Below are 21,740 nucleotides of genomic sequence, written 5' to 3' on the forward strand. Positions count from 1 at the left end.
CGTCCATGGCGACGACGCGCTCGACGCGTGCTCTGTACCTCGTGCTCGGGCTGTTCCTGTTCGCGGTGGTGTCCCAGATCGTCGACCTCCTGGCAGGTGCCAGCGAGGTGGGTGTGCGGACCGGTGTGATCGCCGTGGCGGCTGTCGGTGCCGCGGTCACCGGTGTGCTGATCGCCCGCCGGCGACGGATCCCGCCGCCCGTGCCGCGACTGATCACCCCGGCACCCGAGGAGGTGCCGGAGGACCATGGTCCGGCCGGAGCCACCTCCGTCCCCGGGTAGAGTGCACGGTGCGCACGAGATCCACCGCCCGAGACCCGGGCAGATCCGCGAGGAGCACCCGCAGGTGACGTTCCCCCGCCCGGCCGCCGTCGTCGTCCTCGCCGCAGGTGAAGGAACCCGGATGCGCTCGGCGACTCCCAAGGTCCTGCACACCCTGGCCGGCCGCAGCATGGTCGGCCACGCGCTGGCCACCGCCCGCGCCCTCGACCCCGGCCGCGTGCTGGTCGTCGTCCGGCACGAGCGCGAGCGGGTCGCCGCCCACGTCCGCGAGGTGGACCCCCAGGCCCTGCTGGCCGACCAGGACGACATCCCCGGCACCGGCCGCGCCGTCCAGGTGGCCATGCGCGCCCTCGACGCCGCCGCGCAGGCCGACGCCGCGAACGACCCGACGGCGGGCTCGGCCACGCACGCGCAGGTCTCCGGTGCGGTCGTCGTCATCGCGGGCGACGTCCCGCTGCTCGACGCGGCCACGCTGCACGAGCTGCTCGCGGCCCACCACGCGGACGGCAACGCGGTCACCGTGCTCACCACGGAGGTCGCTGAGCCCACCGGCTACGGCCGCATCCTGCGCGAGCCCGGCACCGGCGACGTGCTCGGGATCGTCGAGGAGAAGGACGCCGACGACGCGCAGCGCGCGATCGCGGAGATCAACTCCTCCATCTACGTGTTCGACGCCGACGTGCTGCGCGGCGCGCTCGGCCGGCTGGGCCGCGACAACGCCCAGGGCGAGGTGTACCTGACCGACGTGCTCGCGATCGCACGCACCGACGGTGGCCACGTGCGCGCGCTGCGGACCGACGACCCGGTGCTGGTCGAGGGCGTCAACGACCGGGTCCAGCTGTCGGTGCTGCGGGCCGAGATGAACCGCCGCATCCTCGAGGACTGGATGCGCGAGGGCGTCACGATCATCGACCCGGCGACCACCTGGGTGGACGTCGACGTCGAGCTGGAGCGGGACGTGACGCTCCTGCCCGGCACACAGCTGCACGGCGCCACCGTGGTCCGCGAGGGCGCGACGGTCGGCCCCGACACCACCCTGACGGACGTCGAGGTCGGTCCCCGGGCCAGCGTCGTGCGCACCCACGGCAGCCTGGCCGTCATCGGCACCGGTGCGAGCGTCGGACCGTTCGCCTACCTGCGGCCCGGCACCGTGCTCGGCGACGACGGCAAGATCGGCACGTTCGTCGAGACCAAGAACGCCCAGATCGGCACCGGGTCGAAGATCCCGCACCTGTCCTACGTGGGCGACGCGACGATCGGCGAGCACACGAACATCGGCGCGGCCTCGGTGACGGTCAACTACGACGGCGTCAACAAGCACCGCACCACCATCGGCTCGTACGCCCGCACCGGCGCGGACAACATGTTCGTCGCCCCGGTGACCATCGGGGACGGTGCGTACACGGGTGCCGGCAGCGTGATCCGCCGCGACGTGCCCTCGGGCGCGCTCGGCGTGAGCGCCGGCGCCCAGCGCAACATCGAGGGCTGGGTCGCGCGCGCCCGCGCCGGGACGCCGGCCGCCGACGCCGTCGTGCGCCGGCCGGGCAGCGACGACCCCGAGCTCTCCCCGCAGGCCCGCGCCGAGCGCGACCGTGCCGCCGCAGCATCCGCCGACGCACCGCCGACCCCGCCGCCTGCACTGCCGGACTCTGCCGGCTCGAACCCGAAGGACTCCGCACGATGACCGGGATCATCTCCTCGGACGGCGAGAAGCGACTCGTCCTCCTGACGGGGCGGGCGCACCCCGACCTCGCCACGAGCGTCGCGGCCCACCTCGGCATCGACCTGCTGCCGACCACCACCTACGAGTTCGCGAACGGGGAGATCTACACCCGGTTCGGGGAGTCCGTGCGCGGCGCCGACACGTTCGTGCTGCAGTCGCACTCGTCGCCCATCAACACGTGGATCATGGAGCAGCTGCTCATGGTCGACGCCCTCAAGCGTGCGTCCGCCAAGACGATCACCGTGGTCGCCCCGTTCTACGGGTACGCCCGGCAGGACAAGAAGCACCGCGGCCGCGAGCCGATCTCCGCGCGGCTCATGGCGGACCTCTTCAAGACGGCCGGCGCCGACCGCCTGATGAGCGTGGACCTGCACGCCGCGCAGATCCAGGGCTTCTTCGACGGGCCGGTGGACCACCTGTGGGCCATGCCGATCCTCACCGAGTACGTGCGCAGCCGCGTCGACACGTCCAACGTCACGGTGGTCTCGCCGGACGCCGGACGCATCCGCGTCGCCGAGCAGTGGGCCGCCAAGCTGGGCGGCGGGCCGCTGGCCTTCGTGCACAAGACGCGCGACATCCGCAGCCCCAACAAGACGGTCGCCAACCGCGTCGTGGGTGACGTCGAGGGCCGCAGCTGCGTGCTCGTCGACGACCTCATCGACACCGCCGGGACCATCACCGGGGCCGTCCGCGTGCTCATGGAGGCCGGGGCGAAGGACGTCATCGTCGCCGCCACGCACGGAGTGCTCTCCGACCCCGCGGTCGACCGGCTGCAGAACTGCGGCGCCCGCGAGGTCGTCATCACGGACACGCTGCCGATCGCCGAGGACCGCCGCTTCCCGCAGCTGACCGTGCTGTCGATCGCGCCGCTCATCGCGCGGGCCATCCGCGAGGTGTTCGACGACGGCTCGGTGACGTCCCTCTTCGACGGCCAGGCCTGACCCCATGACCGGGCGCGACGACGAGCACGGTGGCCGTCGCGGGCCGCGGGGCGGGGTGACCGTCACGGGGTTCGGCGAGGCCGAGGCCGTGCCGGACGTCGCGATCGCGGACCTGGGCGCGGAGGCGCGGGCGGTGGACGCCGAGCGTGCGCTGGCCGAGGCCGGCGAGTGCCTGGACCGGATGCGCGCCGTGCTGCGCGAGGCCGGCGTCGACGACCGCTGGCTGCGGACCACCCAGTCGAGCACCTGGACCGACGGGTCCGCGCGCGGGTCCTCCCGCGTCGTGGCGCGACTGGGGCTGCAGGTCACGCTGCACGACGTCGCGGTCGCGGGCGACGTGGTCGGTGCCGCGGTCGTGGCGGGCGGGGAGCCCGCACGGATGGACGGGATCCGGTTCGAGGTCAGCGATCCCACGCAGCCGCGTGAGCAGGCACGCGAGGCCGCCTGGGCGGACGCCGTCGCGCGCGCCACGCACTGGGCCACGCTGTCCGGTCGGCGGCTGGGCGAGGTCCAGTGGGTGACCGAGGGCGGGTCCGACGCGGTGCCGCTGCGCATGGGCCGCGCGATGGGCGTCGCCAAGGCCATGTCCGTGCCAGTTGAGGCAGGTCAGCAGACCGTGTCCGCCGACGTGACCGTCCGCTGGGGCTGGGCCGACCCGTCCGTCTGACCGGCGGGTTGGGCTCTGCCCGCTCGACCGGGTAGGCTCTCCAGGTTGCCTCGGCGAGGGACGAAGGACGGTCGACGAAGTTCCACGACCACCTGCGCTCCGTGATCGACTGGGCGAGCGCCTCCGCGTGCCCGTCCTGCGTCCCGCGTCGAGGCCACCACACCTGTCTAGATCCGCGTCGCACGGCTCCTTGGCCGCGCACGCCACGCCATCACACCGTCACGTCGGCGACACTGCGCCGACGTCAGCACTGGGGAGTACACGTGTCCGAGGTCAAGCTCGTCGCCACCACCCGTACCGAGTTCGGCAAGGGTGCCGCGCGCCGCCTGCGCCGCGCCGACCAGATCCCGGCCGTCCTCTACGGGCACGGCTCCGACCCGCTGCACGTCGCCCTCCCGGGCCACGCCACGATGCTCGCGGTCAAGCAGGCCAACGCCCTGTTCTCCGTCGAGCTCGACGGCAAGACCACGCTGGCGATCACGAAGGACGTCCAGCGCGACGTCGTGAAGAACACCATCGAGCACGTCGACCTGCTCATCGTCACGCGCGGCGAGAAGGTCACCGTCGACGTCCAGGTCGCGGTGGTCGGCGAGTCCTACCCCGGCACGATCCACATCTTCGAGACGCAGGCGCTGTCGCTCGAGGTCGAGGCCACGCACATCCCCTCCGAGGTCCAGGTCTCGATCGAGGGCCTGACCGGCGGCTCCACCATCACCGCCGGCGAGATCACGCTGCCCGAGGGCGCCACGCTGCTCAGCGACCCGGACCTCACCGTCATCGCGATCAGCGTCCCGCACGCCTCGGCCGAGGACGTCGCCGCCGACGCCGCGGCCGCGGACCTCGCCGCGTCGCAGTCCGCTGCGTCCGCCGCCGCCGCCGAGACCACGCTGGGCGGCTGACCCAGCTGCACGCTGCGCGACGCCCGGTACCGTTCCTGACGGTGCCGGGCGTCGTCGTTCCCGCACCCACCCGTAGAGGAGACCCGATGAGCGACGGACCCTGGCTCGTCATCGGCCTGGGCAACCCCGGAACCCAGTACGCGGGCAACCGGCACAACGTCGGCCAGATGGTGCTGGACGAGCTGGCCCGCCGCACGGGTGCCACGTTCGGCGCCCGCGCCTCGGGGCTGCTCTCGCGCCGGCCCCAGGCCGCAGTGGCCGAGGCGCGCCTCGGCGTGCTGCCGGGCGGCGCGCCGGGCCCGCGGGTGGTGCTCGCGAAGCCGACCACCTACATGAACGTGTCGGGCGGTCCGGTCGCGGCGCTGGCCAAGTACTACGACGTGCCGCCGGAGCGCACCGTGCTGGTGCACGACGAGCTGGACATCCCGTTCGCCGACGTCCGGCTCAAGCGCGGCGGGGGCGAGGGCGGCCACAACGGCCTGCGCGACACCACCAAGGCGCTGGGCACCAAGGACTACGTGCGGGTGCGCGTCGGGGTCGGTCGACCGCCCGGTCGGATGGACCCGGCGGACTACGTGCTGCGCGACTTCGCCAAGAACGAGCTGAAGGATCTGCCCTGGCTGCTGGACCAGGCGGCCGACGCGATCGAGCTGGTGGTCCTCGACGGGCTCGAGGCGGCGCAGCTGAAGTTCCACACGAAGGGCTGACGCCGCAAAGCAGCCCAAGAGGGTGAACTGTGGGTGAAAACGGACAAAAGGGTCTATCTCCTACCAATGCCCCCGCATAGCCTCCAAGCCAGATGCAGTCGAACACCTGGGGCGGACGGTTATCGGAATGACGATCCTCGAGGATCCGGCAGAGAACATGGACGTTCTCCTCGACCGGCGAAGGGCGGCCACCGGGCCGCGGCGGTCGTGGGCATCCGCTGAACCGTTCGTCACCCACCCCCGTAAGGCGCTGGCCGCGTTCGACGCCGAGCACTGGGGTTCCGTGGCCGGGCACTACGTCCGGCAGGCCATGGCGCTGGACGCCGTGGTCGCGGCGCTGGTCGTCTCGGGCGTCGTCCTCGTCGCCGGTGCCTCCTCGGGATGGCCCGCCGTCGCGGCCGCCGTCTTCCTGCTCGTCGTCGCGTTCGGCCGCGGGTACGACCGCAAGACGCTCGGTGACGGACCGGTCGAGTTCCAAGCGGTGCTCCGGGCGGGCCTCGGCTCCGCGGCGATCGTCGCTCTCGCCAGCGTCGCCCTGGCAGTCCCGCTGCCGCGGCTCGAGGTGGCGGCGACGGTCGTGCTGCTGTCGGTCGGTACCGCCGTCGGTCGTCACGCGCTGCGTCGATCGCTGCACGGGCGGCGCAGCCGCGGGGTCGCGATGTCGCGGACGCTCGTCGTGGGCGACGCCACCTCGGTCCACCACCTGATCCACGACCTGCGCGGTGCGACCTACCACGGCTACCAGGTGATCGGCGTGTGCCTGCCGGCCATCACCGACCGGCCCCCGCAGGACGGCGTCCCGACGCTGGGCGCGCTCGCCGACATCCCGCAGGTCGCCTACGACCACCAGGTCGACGTCGTCATCGTCTCGGGCAGCGAGCTGTCGGGGGACGCGCTGCGCCGCCTCTCGTGGGCGCTCGGCCGCGCCGGGGTCGATCTCGTGGTGTCTCCCGGCCTCGTCGAGGTGCTCGGTCCGCGGGTGCACCTGCGCCCGACCGCCGGCCTGTCCCTGCTCGAGGTGGAGACCTCGTCGCCGCGTCGCCGGATGTTCGCCAAGTCCGCGCTGGACCGCACGCTCGGCGCGATGATCCTGCTAGCGGCCACCCCGGTCATCGCCGTGGCCGCCCTGGCGGTGCGCCTGAGCAGCCGCGGACCCGCGTTCTTCCGGCAGCGGCGCATCGGCGTCGACGGGCGCGAGTTCACCATGTGGAAGCTGCGCAGCATGTACACGGACGCGGAGGAGCGCAAGGCGGCCCTGCTGGCCCGCAGCGACCGCGACGGGCTGATGTTCAAGATGCACGACGACCCGCGGATCACCCGCGTCGGCAAGCTCCTGCGCCGCTACTCCGTGGACGAGCTGCCGCAGCTGTGGAACGTCGTGCGCGGGGACATGTCGCTGGTCGGGCCCCGCCCGCCGCTGCCCGCCGAGGTGGACGAGTACCACGACGCCGTCTACCGCCGGCTGCGGGTGCGTCCGGGACTGACCGGCCTGTGGCAGGTGAGCGGCCGCGCCGACCTCTCGTGGGACGAGTCGATCCGGCTGGACCTGCGGTACGTCGACAACTGGTCCGTCGCGATGGACCTGATGATCCTGTGGAAGACGGGCCGCGCGGTGTTCGGCGGCTCCGGAGCCTATTGAGCCAGCCGGAGCTCGCCGTCCTGCTCGACGTACCGCTCGCCGGTCGTCGGGCAGACGAACGTGTGGTCGCCGTCGGGGTCGAGGGGAGCGCCCGCGCGGCCGACCCAGCGGATCCGCCGCGCGGGCACGCCCGCGACGAGCGCGAAGTCCGGGACGTCCTTGGTCACCACGGAGCCGGCCGCGACGAGCGCCCAGCGGCCGATCGTGACGGGTGCGACGCAGACGGACCGCGCCCCGATCGAGGCGCCCGTGCGGACCGTGACGCCGACCGCGTGCCAGTCGTCGGCCGACTTCAGGCTGCCGTCCGGGTTGACCGCGCGCGGGTAGTAGTCGTTGGTGAACACCACGGCCGGCCCGACGAAGGCCCCGTCCTCGAGCACCGCGGGCTCGTACACCAGCGCGTGGTTCTGGATCTTGCACCGGTCGCCGACGACGACGCCGGGGCCGATGTACGCGCCGCGGCCGACGATGCAGTCCGCTCCGACGCGCGCGCCCTCCCGGACCTGGGCCAGGTGCCAGACCCGCGTCCCGGGGCCGATGCTCGCGCGCGGGTCGACGTCGGCGGTGGCTGCCACGGTCGGGGTGGTGTCGGGCACGGCGGGCTCCTCGTCGTCAGGCGTCGACCGCGATTCTGTCGCGCTCCGGGCGTGCGCGTCGACGGTCGGGGCGTCATGCGCTGGGCCATCCGTGTCACGCCGGGTGATATCTCCCCGCGAACGCCCGGAGAGTCCGAGATGTCCCTTATCGTCCGGTATCAGGAGTGCTCCCGGAGACTCCCTGGTCGACGAGAGCGCATGCGGGCAGCTGCGCTCGACCGTAGCCCGATCCCCTTCCCACGGAGCGTCCCATGAGTGCCCGTCCCGCCCACCGCCGCTTCGTCGGGCTGATCGCTGCGCTCGCGACCGGTGTCTCGCTCGTCGTCGTGGCCGCGACACCCGGTGCCGCCGCCGACCCGTGCGCGGTCGGGAGCAACCCCGTCGTCTGCGAGAACTCCAAGGCCGGCACCGACCCTGACGTGTGGGACATCACCGGCGCCGGCGACGACGGGATCCAGGGGTTCGCCACCGACATCTCGGTGAACGTGGGCAGCACGGTCCAGTTCAAGATCAAGACGACCGCCATCAACTACGACATCGACATCTACCGGACCGGTTGGTACGGCGGGGACGGCGCGCGGTTCATCACGTCGGTGCCGTCGCCCTCGGTCCGCCAGGTGCAGCCCGGCTGCACCTCGGACGACGACACGGGCAACTACGACTGCGGGGCGTGGGCGGTCTCGGCCAGCTGGGCGGTCCCGGCGACCGCGGTGTCCGGCGTCTACCTGGCCAAGCTCACCGACCCGGTGACCGACGACACGAGCCACATCACGTTCATCGTCCGCAACGACGCCAGCACCTCGAACGTGGTGTTCCAGACCTCCGACACCACCTGGCACGCGTACAACACCTACGGCGGCTCGAGCTTCTACCAGGGCGGTGCCGTCGGGCGCGCGTACAAGGTCAGCTACAACCGGCCGTTCGCCACGCGCAACTGGGTGCAGGGGCGCGACTTCTACATGAGCTCCGAGTACGCGATGGTGCGGTTCCTCGAGCGCAACGGGTACGACGTGAGCTACATGTCGGGCGTCGACTCCGACCGCCGCGGTGCGCTCATCAAGAACCACAAGGTCTTCATGTCGGTCGGCCACGACGAGTACTGGTCGGGCGCCCAGCGGGCGAACATCGAGGCCGCCCGCGACGCCGGCGTGAGCCTCGCGTTCTTCAGCGGCAACGAGGCGTACTGGCGCACGCGCTACGAGAACTCGATCGCGGGCACCGCGACGGCGTACCGGACCCTGACGTCGTACAAGGAGACCTGGTCGAACCAGAAGGTCGACGACAGCTCCCCGGAGTGGACCGGGACGTGGCGCGACCCGCGCTTCGCGTCGCCTGCGAACGGCGGAGGCCGGCCGGAGAACGCCCTGACCGGCACGATGTACGTGGCGAACTACTCCGACCTGCCCGTGACCGTCTCGGCGGACGAGGGCAAGTACCGGCTGTGGCGCAACACCTCGCTGACGTCGCTGGCGACGGGGACGAAGGCCGCGCTCGCGCCGCACACCATCGGCTACGAGTCGAACGAAGACGTCGACAACGGGGCGCGCCCGCAGGGCCTCGTCCGGTTGTCGACGACCACGGGTGCCGTCCCGGAGTACCTCCAGGACTTCGGCAACGTGGTCGCGGCGGGCACGACGAACCACCACCTGACGCTCTACCGCGCCGCGAGCGGCGCGCTCGTGTTCTCGGCAGGCTCGATCCAGTGGGCGTGGGGACTCGACCAGGAGCACGACGGCGACGGCGCCGCGGCGGACCCGCGGATGCAGCAGGCCACGGTGAACCTTCTCGCGGACATGAAGGCTCAGCCGGGGACCCTGATGTCCGGCCTGGTCGCCGCGAGCGCCTCGACCGACACGACCGGCCCGGTGGCCACGATCGGCTCGCCGGCGTCCGGCGCGGCGATCGCCAACGGCACGACGGTCACGGTCAGCGGCTCGGCGACGGACGTCGGCGGGCGCGTGGCGGGCGTCGAGGTGTCCATCGACGCCGGTGCGTCCTGGCACCCGGCCACGGGGACGACCGCGTGGAGCTACACCTACGTGCAGTCCGGCACCGGGTCGACGCCGGTGCGCGTGCGCGCGGTCGACGACAGCGCGAACATCGGCGCGGTCGCCACGCGGTCGTTCACCGTGGCGTGCCCGTGCTCGATCTTCGGCACGGCGGTGCCCAAGGTGCCCGCCGCCAGCGACCCGGACCCCGTCGAGCTGGGGCTGAAGTTCTCCGCCACGAGCAACGGCTTCGTCACGGGCGTGCGCTTCTACAAGGGCACGGGGAACACCGGCGCCCACGCCGGTGCGCTCTGGAGCGCGACCGGTGCGCGCCTCGCGACCGCGACGTTCCAGAACGAGACCGCCGCCGGCTGGCAGACGGCCACGCTGTCGCCCGCCGTCGAGATCGCCGCCGGCACGACGTACGTCGTGTCGTACACCGCTCCGGCCGGGCACTACTCGGTGCAGGACGACGCGTTCTGGTACCGCGGTGTGTCCGCACCGCCCCTCGAGGTCGCCGGCGGGTTCGGGGCCTCGGGCTCGGGCACGTTCGGAGCGCCCGGCACGTTCCCGGCGCAGAGCTACCGGTCGACGCACTACTACGTGGACGTCGTCTTCTCCTCGGCCGACACCACGCCCCTGACCGTCGGCGGCCAGTCGCCGCTCGGCGGGTCGTCGAGCGTGCCCGTCGGCTCCACGGTCAGCGCCGTCCTGAACAAGGCGGTCACCGCGGGCTCGGTGGCCATGACGCTCACCGCCCAGGGCGGGGCGGCAGTCGCCGGCGCGACGAGCTACGACGCGACCACCCGTCGCGCCACCTTCACCCCGTCGGCGGCGCTCGCGGCGTCGACGGTGTATACGGCCGCGATCAGCGCGTCGGCGAACGGCGAGAGCATCTCGGGCCCGTCGACGTGGTCCTTCACCACGGCCGCACCGGCGCAGGTGCCTGGTGCACGCACGGTCAGCTTCTACGACGACTCCGCCGTGCCCACCACGCTGCAGGACCCGGACACCGACGCCGTGACGCTCGGCACCCGGTTCGCCAGCAGCGTCGACGGCTCCGTCACGGGCGTCCGGTTCTACAAGGGCCCCAACAACACCGGCACGCACGTCGGGCAGCTGTGGGCCGTGGGCGGCTCGGCGCCGCTCGCGCAGGCGACGTTCGGCACTGAGAGCACGTCCGGCTGGCAGACCGTCCTGTTCACCACGCCGGTGCGCATCTCCAAGGACACCGAGTACGTCGTCGCCTACCGCGCGCCCGTCGGCCGGTACTCGTCGACGGCCGGGGCCTTCTCGGGGACCGGGCTGCAGCGCGCGCCGCTGCGCACCGAGTCGCTGAGCGGCGCGTACACCTACGGCACCGGCTACCCGGGGTCCACGAGCTCGACCAGCTACCTGGTGGACGTCGTGTTCACGCAGGACGCCCAGGCGCTGGCCGTGACCGCGCGGACCCCGGCGTCGGCGGACCCGGGCGCGTCGATCTCGGCACCCGTGACGGTGACGTTCAACGCCCCGCTCGCGGCCGGCGCGACGCTGGGCCTCAAGGCCGGGTCGACGACGGTGCCGGGCACCGCGACGCGCTCGACCGACAACCGCACGCTGGTGTTCACCCCGTCCGCGGCGCTCGCCCGGTCCACGGCGTACACCGCGACGGCGAGCGGGCTGGTCTCCACCGAGGGGAGCACCCTGGCCGACGTGGTCTGGTCGTTCACCACCGCCAGCTCCGACGGGTGCCCCTGCACGCTGTTCAGCGGGCTCACTCCGGCGAGCAGCTCGGTCAACGACCCGTCCGCGGTCGAGCTGGGGGTCTCGTTCAGCCCGACCGCCTGGGGCGTGGTCACCGGCGTCCGGTTCTTCAAGGGAGCCGGCAACACGGGGACCCACACGGGATCGCTGTGGAGCTCGACCGGTGAGCAGCTGCGGACCGTGACGTTCGCCGACGAGTCGGCCTCGGGGTGGCAGACCGCACTGTTCTCCAGCCCGTACCAGGTCGCGCCCGGGACCAGCTACGTCGTGTCCTACTACGCACCCCAGGGCCACTACGCAGCGACCGCGAACGACTTCACGGTCAACCGGACCGTCGGGCCGCTGACCACGCCCGCCGTCGGGAACGGCCGCTACCGCTACGGCAGCGGAGGCGTCGCCCCGACAGAGACGTGGCAGCAGACGAACTACTTCGTCGACGTCGTGTTCGCCACGGCGGCGCCGGACCTGCCCACCGTCTCGGCGCAGGCACCGCCCGCAGGGGCGACGGGGATCTCCACCACGGCCACGGTCGCGGCGACGCTCTCCGCCGCACCCGCGTCGGGCACGCCCACGCTGGCGCTGTCCGGCCCGTTCGGGGCGATCGCAGGCGCCAGCTCCTACGACCCGGCGACCCGGCGCGTGGCGTTCACCCCGAGCTCCGCGCTCCCGGCCGGGAGCACGATCTCGGTGGCCACGACCTTGGCCGGCACGCCGCTCTCCGGCGGCGCGTGGACGTTCGGCACGGCGGCGGCGACCGGATCGGCCGTGTCGCTGTGGACCGACTCCGAGATACCGACGGTCGCCGCGTGGAACGACCCCGACCCGGTCATGGTGGGCACGCGGTTCACGGCGAGCGTCGCGGGCTCGGTCACCGCCATCCGCTTCTACAAGGGCGCGACCAACACCGGCACGCACACCGTCAGCCTGTGGAACGCGGCGGGCGCCAAGGTGGCGGAGGGGCCCTCCACGGCGGAGTCGGCGTCCGGCTGGCAGACCGTCCCGCTGACGAGCCCGGCCGTCCTCGTGCCGGGGCAGGTCTACACGGCCGCCTACCACTCGACGTCGGGCCGGTACGCGGTGACGTCGAACGGCCTCGCCGCGGTGCGCACCGTCGGTCCGTTGTCGACCATCGCGACGGGTGGTGCGTACGTGTACGGGACGACCTTCCCGGCATCGTCGACCTCGACGTTCTTCGGTGTCGACCTGGTCTTCGTCCCGGCAGGCTGAGCCGCCGCACGGCCCGCGGCCGTGAGACGTCCCCCCCGGCGTCCGCGGTCGCGGGTCCTGCTACGGGATGCCGCCGTTCGGGTGTTCACCCTGTCGCAGCGGGGTGAAAATGTCCGGTTTCTACGGACATGCCCCCTCGGGTTCGTGACACTGGAGCCCACCGAGACGTGAGGGGYATGACATGACCGACCAGCTGCGTGCGGCTGTGGTGGGGGCGGGCTACTGGGGCCCCAACCTCGCCCGCAACTTCCGGAACAGCCCGGACTGGGACCTCGTCGCCGTGTGCGACCTGGACGCCGACCGAGCCCGCAAGGTGGTCGGGGCGCGCTCCACCGTGGACGTCATGACGTCGGTGAGCGACCTGCTCGCCCGCGACGACGTCGACGCGGTCGCGATCGCGACGCCGGCCCGCACCCACGCCCCGATCGCGCTCGCCGCGCTCGAGGCCGGCAAGCACGTCGTCGTCGAGAAGCCGATCGCCGACCGCGGCGCGGGCGCCCGGACGATGGTGGCGCGTGCGGCCGAGCTGGACCGGGTGCTCATGGTCGACCACACGTTCTGCTACACGGCGCCGGTGCTGAAGATGCGCGAGCTGATCGCGGAGGGCCACCTCGGCGAGATCCTGTTCGTCGACTCGGTGCGGATCAACCTCGGCATCGTGCAGCCGGACGTGGACGTGTTCTGGGACCTGGCCCCGCACGACCTGTCGATCCTCGACTTCATCCTGCCGGGCGGGCTCGTGCCGTCGGGTGTGGCCGCCCAGGGCGCCGACCCGCTCGGCACCGGGCAGTCCTGCGTCGGGTACCTGACCCTGCCGCTGCCGGGCGGTGCCATCGCGCACGTGCACGTCAACTGGCTCAGCCCCACCAAGATCCGCCAGATGGTGGTCGGGGGCAGCAAGCGGACGCTCGTCTGGGACGACCTGTCCCCGCAGCAGCGGCTCACCGTGTACGACCGCGGCGTCGAGCTGGGGCAGCCGCTGCCGGACAAGACGACCGCCAACATCTCGTACCGCCTGGGCGACGCCTGGGCGCCCGCGCTCCCGGAGAAGGAGGCGCTCGGCGTCATGGTCGCCGAGTTCGCGTCGGCCATCCGCGAGCGTCGTGCGCCACGCACCGACGGGCACGCCGGCCTGCGCGTGCTCGACGTCCTCGAGTCCGCCTCACTGAGCCTCGCCGACGGCGGTCGTCTGACCCCCGTCGCCTCGTCCGCACCTACGTTGGAGACCGTCGCATGAGCACGCTTCAGGGGGCACGCGTCCTTGTCACCGGCGGGGCCGGCACCATCGGCTCGACCATCGTCGACCAGCTCGTCGACGCCGGCGCCGGCCACGTCGTCGTCCTCGACAACCTGGTCCGTGGGCGGCGCGAGAACCTCGCCGACGCGCTCGCGACCGGCAAGGTCGAGCTGGTGGAGGGTGACCTGCGCGACCGTGATCTGGTGCACGACGTCACGCGCGGGCAGGACCTGGTGTTCCACCAGGCGGCGATCCGCATCACGCAGTGCGCCGAGGAGCCTCGCCTGGCGCTCGAGGTGCTGGTGGACGGCACGTTCACGGTCCTCGAGGCCGCGGCGGAGCACAAGGTCGACAAGGTGATCGCCGCGTCGAGCGCGTCGGTGTACGGGCTGGCGGAGCAGTTCCCGACGGGGGAGCGGCACCACCACCACAACAACGACACGTTCTACGGGGCCGCCAAGTCGTTCAACGAGGGCATGGCGCGCAGCTTCCGGGCGATGTACGGGCTCGACTACGTGCTGCTGCGCTACTTCAACGTGTACGGCCCGCGCATGGACGTGCACGGCCTGTACACCGAGGTCCTGGTGCGCTGGATGGAGCGGATCGCCGACGGCCAGCCGCCCCTGATCTTCGGCGACGGGCTGCAGACCATGGACTTCGTGGTGACCACCGACATCGCCCGCGCCAACCTGCTCGCGGCGACCAGCGACGTGGTGGACGGCGTCTACAACATCGCGAGCGGCACCGAGACCAGCCTGCTGGGCCTGGCGCAGGCGCTGCTGCGGGCCATGGACTCCGACCTGTCCGTCGAGCACGGTCCGGACCGTGCGGTCAACGGCGTGACGCGCCGACTGGCCGACACCTCCGCCGCGCGCATCGACCTGGGCTTCGAGGCGCAGATCGGCCTCGAGGAGGGCCTGCGGGAGCTGGTCGCCTGGTGGCGCCCGCTGCGCAGCGAGATCGCGGCGGGTCGGGCGCTGAGCAGTGCGGGTGCACGCCCGTGAGCCGTGTCAACGTCATGCAGCCGTGGTTCGGTCCGGAGGAGATCGCCGCGGTCAGCGAGGTCATCGCGTCCGGTTGGGTGGCGCAGGGACCGCGGGTCGCGGCGTTCGAGGCCGCGTTCGCCGAGGCCATGCAGGTCGAGCACGCCGTCGCCGCGTCGTCCTGCACGACCGCGCTGCACCTCGCACTGATCGTGGCGGGCGTGCAGGCCGGTGACGACGTCGTCGTGCCGTCGTTCTCGTTCATCGCCACGTCGAACGCCCCCGTGTACGTGGGTGCGAGGCCCGTGTTCGCCGACGTCGACCCCGTCACCGGCAACCTCACCGCCGCGACCGTCGAGGCCGTGCTGACCGACGCCACCCGCGCGGTGATCGTCGTGGACCAGGGCGGGGTCCCGGTGGACCTCGACGCGATCCGCGCCGTGACCGACCCGCGCGGCATCGTGGTGGTCGAGGACGCGGCGTGCGGGGCCGGCTCGACCTACCGCGGCCGGCCCGTCGGTGCCGGCGCGGACGTCGCCGCGTGGTCGTTCCACCCGCGCAAGATCGTCACCACGGGTGAGGGCGGCATGCTCACCACGCCCCACGCCGAGTGGGCCGAGCGGGCGCGCCGGCTGCGCGAGCACGCGATGAGCGTCTCGGCCGCTGCCCGGCACGCCAGCGTGCTGGCGCCCCCGGAGGAGTACCTCGAGGTCGGCTACAACTACCGGATGACGGACCTGCAGGCGGCCGTCGGCATCGTCCAGCTGGGCCGGCTCCCGGAGGTCGTCGCCCGGCGCCGCGAGATCGCCGCGACCTACGCCAAGCAGATCGCCGAGCTGCCCGGCCTGCGGGCCGTGGCCGACCCGGACTGGGGCACCTGCAACTTCCAGTCGTTCTGGGTCGAGGTCGGACCGGAGTTCCCGCTCGACCGTGACGGGCTCCTGGCGCACCTCGCCGACGCCGAGATCTCCGCCCGCCGCGGCATCATGGCCACCCACCGCCAGCCCGCCTACGCGGGAGCGACGCACGCCCCGCTGCCGGTCACCGAGCACCTCACCGACACGACGCTGATCCTGCCGGTGTTCCACCAGATGTCGGAGTCCGAGCAGTCCCGGGTCGTCGACGCGCTGCGCTCGGCGGGTGGCTGAGGTGGCCACGCCCCTGATCCTCGTCGCGGCGAGCGGGCTGGCCCGGGAGGTCCTGGCGCTCGTGCGCGAGCACGGCGGGCACGAGGTGATCGGCTTCCTGGACGACGACGTCGCGCGGCACGGCACGACGCTGGACGGTCTGCCCGTGCTGGGCAGCCTCGACGCCGTGACCGACCACCCCGACGCCGAGCTGCTGGTCTGCGCGGGGAAGGGGACGGTCCGCGCGCAGATCGTGGACCGGCTCGACCAGCTCGGCGTGTTCCCGATCCGGTACGCGACGGTCGTGCACCCGGGCGTCGACGTGCCCTCGGGGTGCGAGATCGGCGTCGGCTCGATCGTGCTGGCCGGCGTGGCGCTCACCGCCGCCGTCACGGTCGGCTCGCACGTGGTCGTCATGCCGAACGCGACCCTCACCCACGACTGCGTGCTCCAGGACTTCAGCACGGTGTGCGCGGGCGTGGCGCTCGGCGGTGGCGTGGTCGTCGGACGAGCCGCCTACCTGGGCATGAACGCCTCCGTGCGCGAGAACGTGCGCGTGGGGGAGGGGTCGACGCTCGGCATGGGCGCAGCGCTCCTGGTGGACCAGCCGGACGGCGAGACGTGGGCGGGGGTGCCCGCGCGACCGCTCGGCGTCCCGTCCGGGATCGCCCGGCACCGCAACGACGGGTGGCCCGCGACCGCGGGCCTCACCGAGCACATCGACGAAGGAGCACGGGCATGACGACGATCCCGCTGGTGGACCTGGTGGCCCAGCAGGCCGAGATCGCCGAGGAGGTGCGCGCCGGTCTCGACGAGGTGTTCGCGACCACGGCGTTCGTCGGCGGACCCGCCGTCGGCCGGTTCGAGGCCGCGTACGCAGCGTTCTCGCAGGTCACGCACTGTGTCGGCGTGGCCAACGGCACCGACGCGCTGGAGCTCGCCCTGCGCGCGGCGGGGGTGCGGCCGGGCGGCGAGGTCATCGTGCCGGCGAACACCTTCATCGCGACCGCGGAGGCGGCCTCCCGGATCGGCGCCGTCCCGGTGCCCGTGGACGTCGACCCCGTGCACCTGCTCATCGACCCCGCCGCGGTGCGGGCGGCGATCAGTCCCCGGACCGAGGCGATCGTCCCCGTCCACCTGTTCGGCCAGGTGGCGCCCGTGGAGGAGATCAGCAAGCTGGCCGCCGACGCCGGCGTGCCCATGATCGAGGACGCCGCCCAGTCCCAGGGCGCGCTGCGGCACGGTCGCGCCGCCGGCTCCTTCGGGCTGGCCGCGGGCACGAGCTTCTACCCCGGCAAGAACCTGGGCGCGGCGGGAGACGCGGGAGCGGTGACCACGTCCGACGCCGAGGTGGCCCGGACCGTGCGCGTGCTCGCGGCCCACGGCTCCGCGCGCAAGTACGAGCACGAGGCCATCGGCATGAACTCGCGTCTCGACACCGTGCAGGCCGTGGTGCTCGAGGCGAAGCTGCGCCGGCTCGCGGGCTGGAACGCCGCTCGTCGTGCCGCCGCGGCGCGGTACTCCGCGCTGCTCGCCGGGGTGCCGGGTGTGCGCGTGCCGGTGAGCGCCGTGGGCAACGAGGACGTGTGGCACCTGTACGTCGTCCAGGTCGACGAGCGGGACCGCGTGCTGCGTGAGCTCAACGAGGCCGGGATCGGTGCGGGCATCCACTACCCGACGCCGGTGCACCTGACCGGTGCCTACGCGGGCCTCGGGCTGCACGCCGGTGCGTTTCCCGTGACGGAGGCCGCGGCGGACCGCATCCTGTCGCTGCCGATGTTCCCGCACCTCACGGCGGCCCAGCAGGAGCGGGTCGTGGACGTGCTGGCCGGAGCGGTCTGATGGCCGCCAGGCCCCGCGTCGTGCTCGTGCACCTCAACAGCCTCGAGCTGGGCGGGACGCAGATCAACGCGGTGGACCTGGCAGCCGCCGTCGTGCCCCTCGGGTACGAGTCGCACCTCATCGGCCCGGAGCCCACCGGCCCGGGCGCCAACCTGCTCGACGTCGCCGCCGAGCGCGGGGTCCGCGTGACCCCGTACCGCGAGCCGTCTACGGCCCTCGCCTACAGCCGGGTGCTGCGGCGGACCGCCGACGAGATCGGCGCGGACCTCTTGCACGCCTACGGCACCTGGGGTGCCGCTCGGGCGTTCTACTGGGGGCCGAGCAGGTTCGGCCGGCTCCCGTGGGTGCAGACCATGTACGAGATGGAGCTCCACCACTCGGTCCACCGGCACCACCCGCTGATCGTCGGGACCGAGTACCTGCTCGAGGAGTGCGAGGACCGGCCCGGACCGACCGTGCTCATCAGCCCGCCGGTCGACATGCTGCGGGACCGCCCCCGGTCCGCGGACGCGTCGCCGAACGAGAGCGTGACGATCGTCATCGTGTCCCGGCTCGAGGAGGACATGAAGTCGGTGCCGGTCGAGGCCGCGATCGGCGCGGTCCGGCGGCTCGCCGACCACGACCTCGTGCTCGAGATCGTCGGCACGGGCGCGGCCGAGTCGCGGCTGCGGACGCTCGGGGAGAAGGCGAACGCCGACCTCGGTCGCCCTGCCGTCCGGTTCCTCGGCGCGATGTCCGACCCCCGGCCGGCCTACGCGCGCGCGGACATCGTGCTCGGGATGGGCGGCTCCGCGGCCCGCGGGCTCGCCCACGGCAAGCCGCTCGTGGTCCAGGGTGAGGCCGGCTGGAGCGCGGTCCTCGAGCCCGAGAACGCCGCCCTGCTCGCGCGGAGCAGCTACTGGAGCCCTCAGGCCGTGGCAGAGCCGGACGCGCTGCTGGCGCAGAACCTGCTCACGCTCGTGGACGACGAGGCCCGACGGCGACGGCTCGGGGAGTTCAGCCGGACGTTCGCCGAGCAGCGCTTCGGCCTCACGGCGATGGCCGAGAAGCTCGTCGGCCTCTACGACACCGCGCTGACCTCGTACACGGCCCGCTCGTGGTGGTCGGACCTGCCGGTCGAGGCACGGCGGGTCCCGGACAAGCTCGCGCGCGTCGCGGGAGCCCGCTGACGGCTCAGGTGGTCTCGAGCCTCGAGAACCGCTGCAGACGACCGCGCACCGCCGACGGCAGGGGAGCGAGCACCAGCGCGTCCCGGTAGGTGTCCCGCAGCACGAGCCGCAGCAGCAGCAGGTGGGTCGCGAGGACCGTGACGCCGACGAGCGCGGTGCGGACCACCAGCGGACCCGGCACCAGCATGAGGACGAGCAGGCCGGCGCCGCCGGAGACGAGCGCGCACACCGCGACCGACCCGAACGACCGGGCGAGCTCGCCGACGGTCGTCCCGATCTCCTTCGACACCAGCACCCAGCGCGCCGCGGTCGCGGCCACCGCGACGCCGACGAACGCCCACGCGACCGCGGTGAGGCCCTGGGAGACCACCAGGGCGGTCGCCGCGACGGTGATGACGTCGGTGATCGTGGCGTACACGAACCACTTGCCGGCGCGGCCCAGCGCGTAGAACAGGCCGTGGTCGAGCAGGGCGCCGATGGTCAGGATCCCTGCCACCGCGAGGCCGCGGGTCACCGGCACGCTCTCGTCCCACTGAGCCCCGAACAGGAGCGGGATGACGACCGGGGCAGCGACCGCGACGAAGACGAGGACGGGAGTCACGGCGCCGTAGGTCAACGAGGACGCGCGCCGGTACGCCTGGCGGAGCCGCTCGGGCACGTCGCGCACGCGGGCGAGCACGACCACGGAGACGGGGGCGACCGCGGACCCGCCCAGCTCCTGGGCCACCTGCACGAGCCGCTGCGCGATCGTGAGGTACCCGAGCGCGGCCGTCCCCAGCGACACCGCGATGATCGCCGTCTCCGCCCAGTTCCGCAGCACGGCGACCAGCTCGACGCCGACGACCTTGTAGCCGAACCGCGCCATGGTGCCGAACTCGCTGCGCGAGAACGACCGGGTCGGTCGCCAGCCGGCCGCGAGCCACGCGGCGGTCGTGGTCACCAGCGTGGTGGTGATCGCCTGCGCGACGAGGGCCCACACCCCACCGCCCGCCAGGGCGATCACGACCGCGACCACCTGCGCGAGCGCGGCGGCGGCCGTGCCCTGGATCGCGAGCCTGCGGAACGCCATCCGGCGCCGCAGCAGCGCGGTCGGCACGGCGGCCACGACCACCAGGGGGACGGACGCGAGCAGCACGCGCAGGACTGGTCCGGCCTCGGGTGCGTCCAGCACCGTGACCACCAGCGGCACGCAGGCGAACAGGGCTCCGCCGATGACGAAGGCCGCGACGAGCGAGAACCAGAACCCCGTGCTCAGCATGCGTTCGTCGGGGTCGTCGGCCTGCACCAGGTAGGTGGACAGGCCGAGGTCGGAGAGCAGGAGGACGAAGGGGATGACCGCCGAGGCCACCGCGACGACGCCGAACTCCTCCGGCGTGACCATGCGGGCCAGGACCGCGATCGTCACCAGCCCGGAGAGGCGGACGATCCACTTCTGCGCGGTCAGCCAGGCCGCGCCGGACGCGGCCGCACGGCCGAGGCTGCTCGACGGCTGGTCGCCCTCGGGCGCGGGCGGAGCGACCTGCCCCTGGTCCGCGGTCATCGCGCCGCCCTGTCGTGCGTCGCGGCGTCGGCACGGCGGGCGACCGCGGCACGGGCGACACCGGCGTGCCCGGCGACCATGGCGGCGAAGCTGTCGTCGGCAGGCGGCGTCGAGCGGCCCTGCACCCGGACGGTCTCGGCGACGTGCGCCACGGCGGCCGCGATCTCCGCCGCGTTCGACTGCCGGGTGGCCCGCCGGCGCGCCGCGGACGCCCGCCGGTCGGTGACCGCCGCCGCCGCACCGCTCGCGTTGCTGACCAGCGTCGACCCGGGAGCCGCGCGTGCCACGAGCTCCGCTGCGCCGCCGGCCTCGCTGATGACGAGCGGCAGCCCGGCAGAGACCGCCTCCGTGGCGGCCAGGGGCCAGCCCTCGAAGAACGAGTCGAGGACGAACGCGTCGGCGGCGCACAGCAGGGTGGCGGCGTCGGAGGTGCCCAGCAGGTGCACGCGGTCGCCGTGCGGGTGGCTGCGCCGGATCGCGTCGGCGCGGCGGTACTCGAGCCAGTCCGACGGGTCGCCGGCCACCACGAGGTGCGCGCGCGCACCGTGCGCCGCGGCCAGGAACGAGGCGACCGTCCCGGCGATGTTTTTCTGCGCGTCGTACCGCGCGAGGCACGCGAACACCACCTCGCCGGTCAGCGACGTGCCGAGCGTTCCTTCCAGCGCGGCGCGGGCCGCGGCCCGCACCTGCTCGGTCGCGGCGGGCAGCGCCATGGCCCCGTTGGCGACGACGACGATCTTCTCGCCGGCGCTCGCGGGCACGCGCTCCACGTGGAACTGGCGGACGAGCGCGCTGACCGCGATCACCGAGTCGGCCCGGTCGAACAGCTCCGCGGTGCTCCGCCACTTCTCGGGCGAGTAGTGGATCTCCGTGTTGTGCAGGACCGGCACCAGGGGCGCCCCTGCCGCGTCGGCCGCGGCGACCAGGTGGTCGGGTGCGCTGTGCACCTGGACGACGTCGAGCCGCGCCGCCGCCAGGGCCTGCACCGCCGACCGGGCGTCGGCAGCGACGATCACCTCGATGCCGAGCTCCCGGAGCCGTGCGGTCCGCAGCCCCTCGGCCGGGCACACGACGACCGGCTCGATCCCTTCCGCCGCGAGCCCCTCGGCCAGCATCTCGACGACGCGTCCGATCCCGCCCACGTCGAGGGAGTCGGCGACGAGCCCGCAGCGCAGGTCGGTCTCGCGCGCGGCGTCGCCGGTCGGCAGCGGGCAGAACGCGGCGCCGTCGACCGCGGGCAGCGAGACCAGCGGACGGCGCAGGAGTGCGCGCGCGAGCGGGTGGACGTAGCCGTAGCGCAGACCGGGGGACGTGAGGTCGACGAGCCCGACGGCGACACCGAGCGCACCGGCGGCGACGCGGGCTGCGGCACGCCCGGCGGCACCGCGAACCGGGCGCGGCATCGACTCGTGCACCGACATCGGGACC

Annotated in this window: 17 protein-coding genes; 14 read left to right on the forward strand and 3 right to left on the reverse strand. The window is 73.3% G+C overall.

Annotation, left to right across the window (positions count from 1 at the left end; all coding sequences use genetic code 11):
• The first annotated feature begins 5 nt into the window (after positions 1 to 5).
• The 7 genes from AC1DXT_RS04600 (at position 6) to AC1DXT_RS04630 (ending at position 6,857) form a co-directional block, all read left to right on the forward strand.
• Positions 6 to 281, forward strand: coding sequence for a hypothetical protein (locus AC1DXT_RS04600; RefSeq protein ID WP_477060174.1), 276 nt, complete (start codon positions 6 to 8; stop codon positions 279 to 281).
• A 64-nt stretch (positions 282 to 345) separates the two neighbouring features.
• Positions 346 to 1,965 carry a bifunctional UDP-N-acetylglucosamine diphosphorylase/glucosamine-1-phosphate N-acetyltransferase GlmU gene (gene glmU / locus AC1DXT_RS04605; protein WP_477060175.1) on the forward strand — a complete coding sequence of 540 codons (1,620 nt, stop codon included), beginning with the start codon at positions 346 to 348 and terminating at the stop codon, positions 1,963 to 1,965.
• Entirely contained in the window at positions 1,962 to 2,945 is a 984-nt protein-coding gene (locus AC1DXT_RS04610) for a ribose-phosphate diphosphokinase (protein WP_056095593.1), read from the forward strand. The genes glmU and AC1DXT_RS04610 overlap by 4 nt, the downstream gene beginning before the upstream one ends.
• 4 nt (positions 2,946 to 2,949) lie before the next feature.
• Positions 2,950 to 3,612, forward strand: coding sequence for an SIMPL domain-containing protein (locus tag AC1DXT_RS04615; RefSeq protein WP_477060176.1), 663 nt, complete (start codon positions 2,950 to 2,952; stop codon positions 3,610 to 3,612).
• A 263-nt stretch (positions 3,613 to 3,875) separates the two neighbouring features.
• Complete coding sequence (locus AC1DXT_RS04620; protein WP_477060177.1) at positions 3,876 to 4,511, forward strand: 50S ribosomal protein L25/general stress protein Ctc; 636 nt, start codon at positions 3,876 to 3,878, stop codon at positions 4,509 to 4,511.
• Between the two features lie 86 nt (positions 4,512 to 4,597).
• Positions 4,598 to 5,218, forward strand: coding sequence for an aminoacyl-tRNA hydrolase (gene pth, locus AC1DXT_RS04625; RefSeq protein ID WP_477060178.1), 621 nt, complete (start codon positions 4,598 to 4,600; stop codon positions 5,216 to 5,218).
• Between the two features lie 127 nt (positions 5,219 to 5,345).
• A complete protein-coding gene (locus AC1DXT_RS04630) occupies positions 5,346 to 6,857 on the forward strand; it encodes a sugar transferase (RefSeq protein ID WP_477060179.1) in 1,512 nt (503 codons plus the stop codon).
• On the opposite strand, the gene AC1DXT_RS04635 is transcribed toward AC1DXT_RS04630, so the two are convergent.
• Positions 6,851 to 7,453, reverse strand: a complete 603-nt coding sequence (locus AC1DXT_RS04635; RefSeq protein WP_477060180.1) for an acyltransferase — start codon at positions 7,451 to 7,453, stop codon at positions 6,851 to 6,853. The genes AC1DXT_RS04630 and AC1DXT_RS04635 overlap by 7 nt on opposite strands.
• 251 nt (positions 7,454 to 7,704) lie before the next feature.
• On the opposite strand from AC1DXT_RS04635, the gene AC1DXT_RS04640 reads away from it, so the two are divergent.
• The 7 genes from AC1DXT_RS04640 (at position 7,705) to AC1DXT_RS04670 (ending at position 18,772) form a co-directional block, all read left to right on the forward strand.
• Complete coding sequence (locus AC1DXT_RS04640) at positions 7,705 to 12,414, forward strand: DUF4082 domain-containing protein (protein WP_477060181.1); 4,710 nt, start codon at positions 7,705 to 7,707, stop codon at positions 12,412 to 12,414.
• A gap of 181 nt (positions 12,415 to 12,595) precedes the next feature.
• Complete coding sequence (locus tag AC1DXT_RS04645) at positions 12,596 to 13,651, forward strand: Gfo/Idh/MocA family protein (RefSeq protein WP_477060182.1); 1,056 nt, start codon at positions 12,596 to 12,598, stop codon at positions 13,649 to 13,651.
• Positions 13,648 to 14,655, forward strand: a complete 1,008-nt coding sequence (locus AC1DXT_RS04650) for an NAD-dependent epimerase/dehydratase family protein (RefSeq protein WP_057208137.1) — start codon at positions 13,648 to 13,650, stop codon at positions 14,653 to 14,655. Before AC1DXT_RS04645 ends, AC1DXT_RS04650 begins: the two co-directional genes overlap by 4 nt.
• Before the next feature lie 14 nt (positions 14,656 to 14,669).
• Positions 14,670 to 15,782, forward strand: a complete 1,113-nt coding sequence (locus AC1DXT_RS04655; RefSeq protein ID WP_477060811.1) for a DegT/DnrJ/EryC1/StrS family aminotransferase — start codon at positions 14,670 to 14,672, stop codon at positions 15,780 to 15,782.
• On the forward strand, positions 15,775 to 16,503 hold the full coding sequence (locus AC1DXT_RS04660; protein WP_477060183.1) for a NeuD/PglB/VioB family sugar acetyltransferase: 729 nt from the start codon (positions 15,775 to 15,777) through the stop codon (positions 16,501 to 16,503). The genes AC1DXT_RS04655 and AC1DXT_RS04660 overlap by 8 nt, the downstream gene beginning before the upstream one ends.
• Positions 16,500 to 17,603 carry a DegT/DnrJ/EryC1/StrS family aminotransferase gene (locus AC1DXT_RS04665; RefSeq protein WP_477060184.1) on the forward strand — a complete coding sequence of 368 codons (1,104 nt, stop codon included), beginning with the start codon at positions 16,500 to 16,502 and terminating at the stop codon, positions 17,601 to 17,603. Before AC1DXT_RS04660 ends, AC1DXT_RS04665 begins: the two co-directional genes overlap by 4 nt.
• Positions 17,603 to 18,772: a glycosyltransferase family 4 protein gene (locus AC1DXT_RS04670; RefSeq protein WP_477060185.1), complete on the forward strand. Its 1,170-nt coding sequence runs from the start codon at positions 17,603 to 17,605 to the stop codon at positions 18,770 to 18,772. Before AC1DXT_RS04665 ends, AC1DXT_RS04670 begins: the two co-directional genes overlap by 1 nt.
• 4 nt (positions 18,773 to 18,776) lie before the next feature.
• On the opposite strand, the gene AC1DXT_RS04675 is transcribed toward AC1DXT_RS04670, so the two are convergent.
• Complete coding sequence (locus AC1DXT_RS04675; protein ID WP_477060186.1) at positions 18,777 to 20,312, reverse strand: oligosaccharide flippase family protein; 1,536 nt, start codon at positions 20,310 to 20,312, stop codon at positions 18,777 to 18,779.
• Entirely contained in the window at positions 20,309 to 21,733 is a 1,425-nt protein-coding gene (locus AC1DXT_RS04680; protein WP_477060187.1) for a glycosyltransferase family 4 protein, read from the reverse strand. The genes AC1DXT_RS04675 and AC1DXT_RS04680 overlap by 4 nt, the downstream gene beginning before the upstream one ends.
• Positions 21,734 to 21,740: the final 7 nt, after the last annotated feature.

The organism is Cellulomonas sp. P1_G12_2 (assembly GCF_056405535.1).

Excerpts from the sequence above, each read along its gene's own strand:
- AC1DXT_RS04600 (WP_477060174.1), top strand. The coding sequence starts at position 6 with ATGGCGACGACGCGCTCGACGCGTGCTCTGTACCTCGTGCTCGGGCTG.
- AC1DXT_RS04610 (WP_056095593.1), top strand. The coding sequence starts at position 1,962 with ATGACCGGGATCATCTCCTCGGACGGCGAGAAGCGACTCGTCCTCCTG.
- AC1DXT_RS04615 (WP_477060176.1), top strand. The coding sequence starts at position 2,950 with ATGACCGGGCGCGACGACGAGCACGGTGGCCGTCGCGGGCCGCGGGGC.
- pth (WP_477060178.1), top strand. The coding sequence starts at position 4,598 with ATGAGCGACGGACCCTGGCTCGTCATCGGCCTGGGCAACCCCGGAACC.
- AC1DXT_RS04630 (WP_477060179.1), top strand. The coding sequence starts at position 5,346 with ATGACGATCCTCGAGGATCCGGCAGAGAACATGGACGTTCTCCTCGAC.
- AC1DXT_RS04640 (WP_477060181.1), top strand. The coding sequence starts at position 7,705 with ATGAGTGCCCGTCCCGCCCACCGCCGCTTCGTCGGGCTGATCGCTGCG.
- AC1DXT_RS04645 (WP_477060182.1), top strand. The coding sequence starts at position 12,596 with ATGACCGACCAGCTGCGTGCGGCTGTGGTGGGGGCGGGCTACTGGGGC.
- AC1DXT_RS04650 (WP_057208137.1), top strand. The coding sequence starts at position 13,648 with ATGAGCACGCTTCAGGGGGCACGCGTCCTTGTCACCGGCGGGGCCGGC.
- AC1DXT_RS04655 (WP_477060811.1), top strand. The coding sequence starts at position 14,670 with ATGCAGCCGTGGTTCGGTCCGGAGGAGATCGCCGCGGTCAGCGAGGTC.
- AC1DXT_RS04665 (WP_477060184.1), top strand. The coding sequence starts at position 16,500 with ATGACGACGATCCCGCTGGTGGACCTGGTGGCCCAGCAGGCCGAGATC.
- AC1DXT_RS04670 (WP_477060185.1), top strand. The coding sequence starts at position 17,603 with ATGGCCGCCAGGCCCCGCGTCGTGCTCGTGCACCTCAACAGCCTCGAG.
- AC1DXT_RS04675 (WP_477060186.1), bottom strand. The coding sequence starts at position 20,312 with ATGACCGCGGACCAGGGGCAGGTCGCTCCGCCCGCGCCCGAGGGCGAC.
- AC1DXT_RS04680 (WP_477060187.1), bottom strand. The coding sequence starts at position 21,733 with ATGTCGGTGCACGAGTCGATGCCGCGCCCGGTTCGCGGTGCCGCCGGG.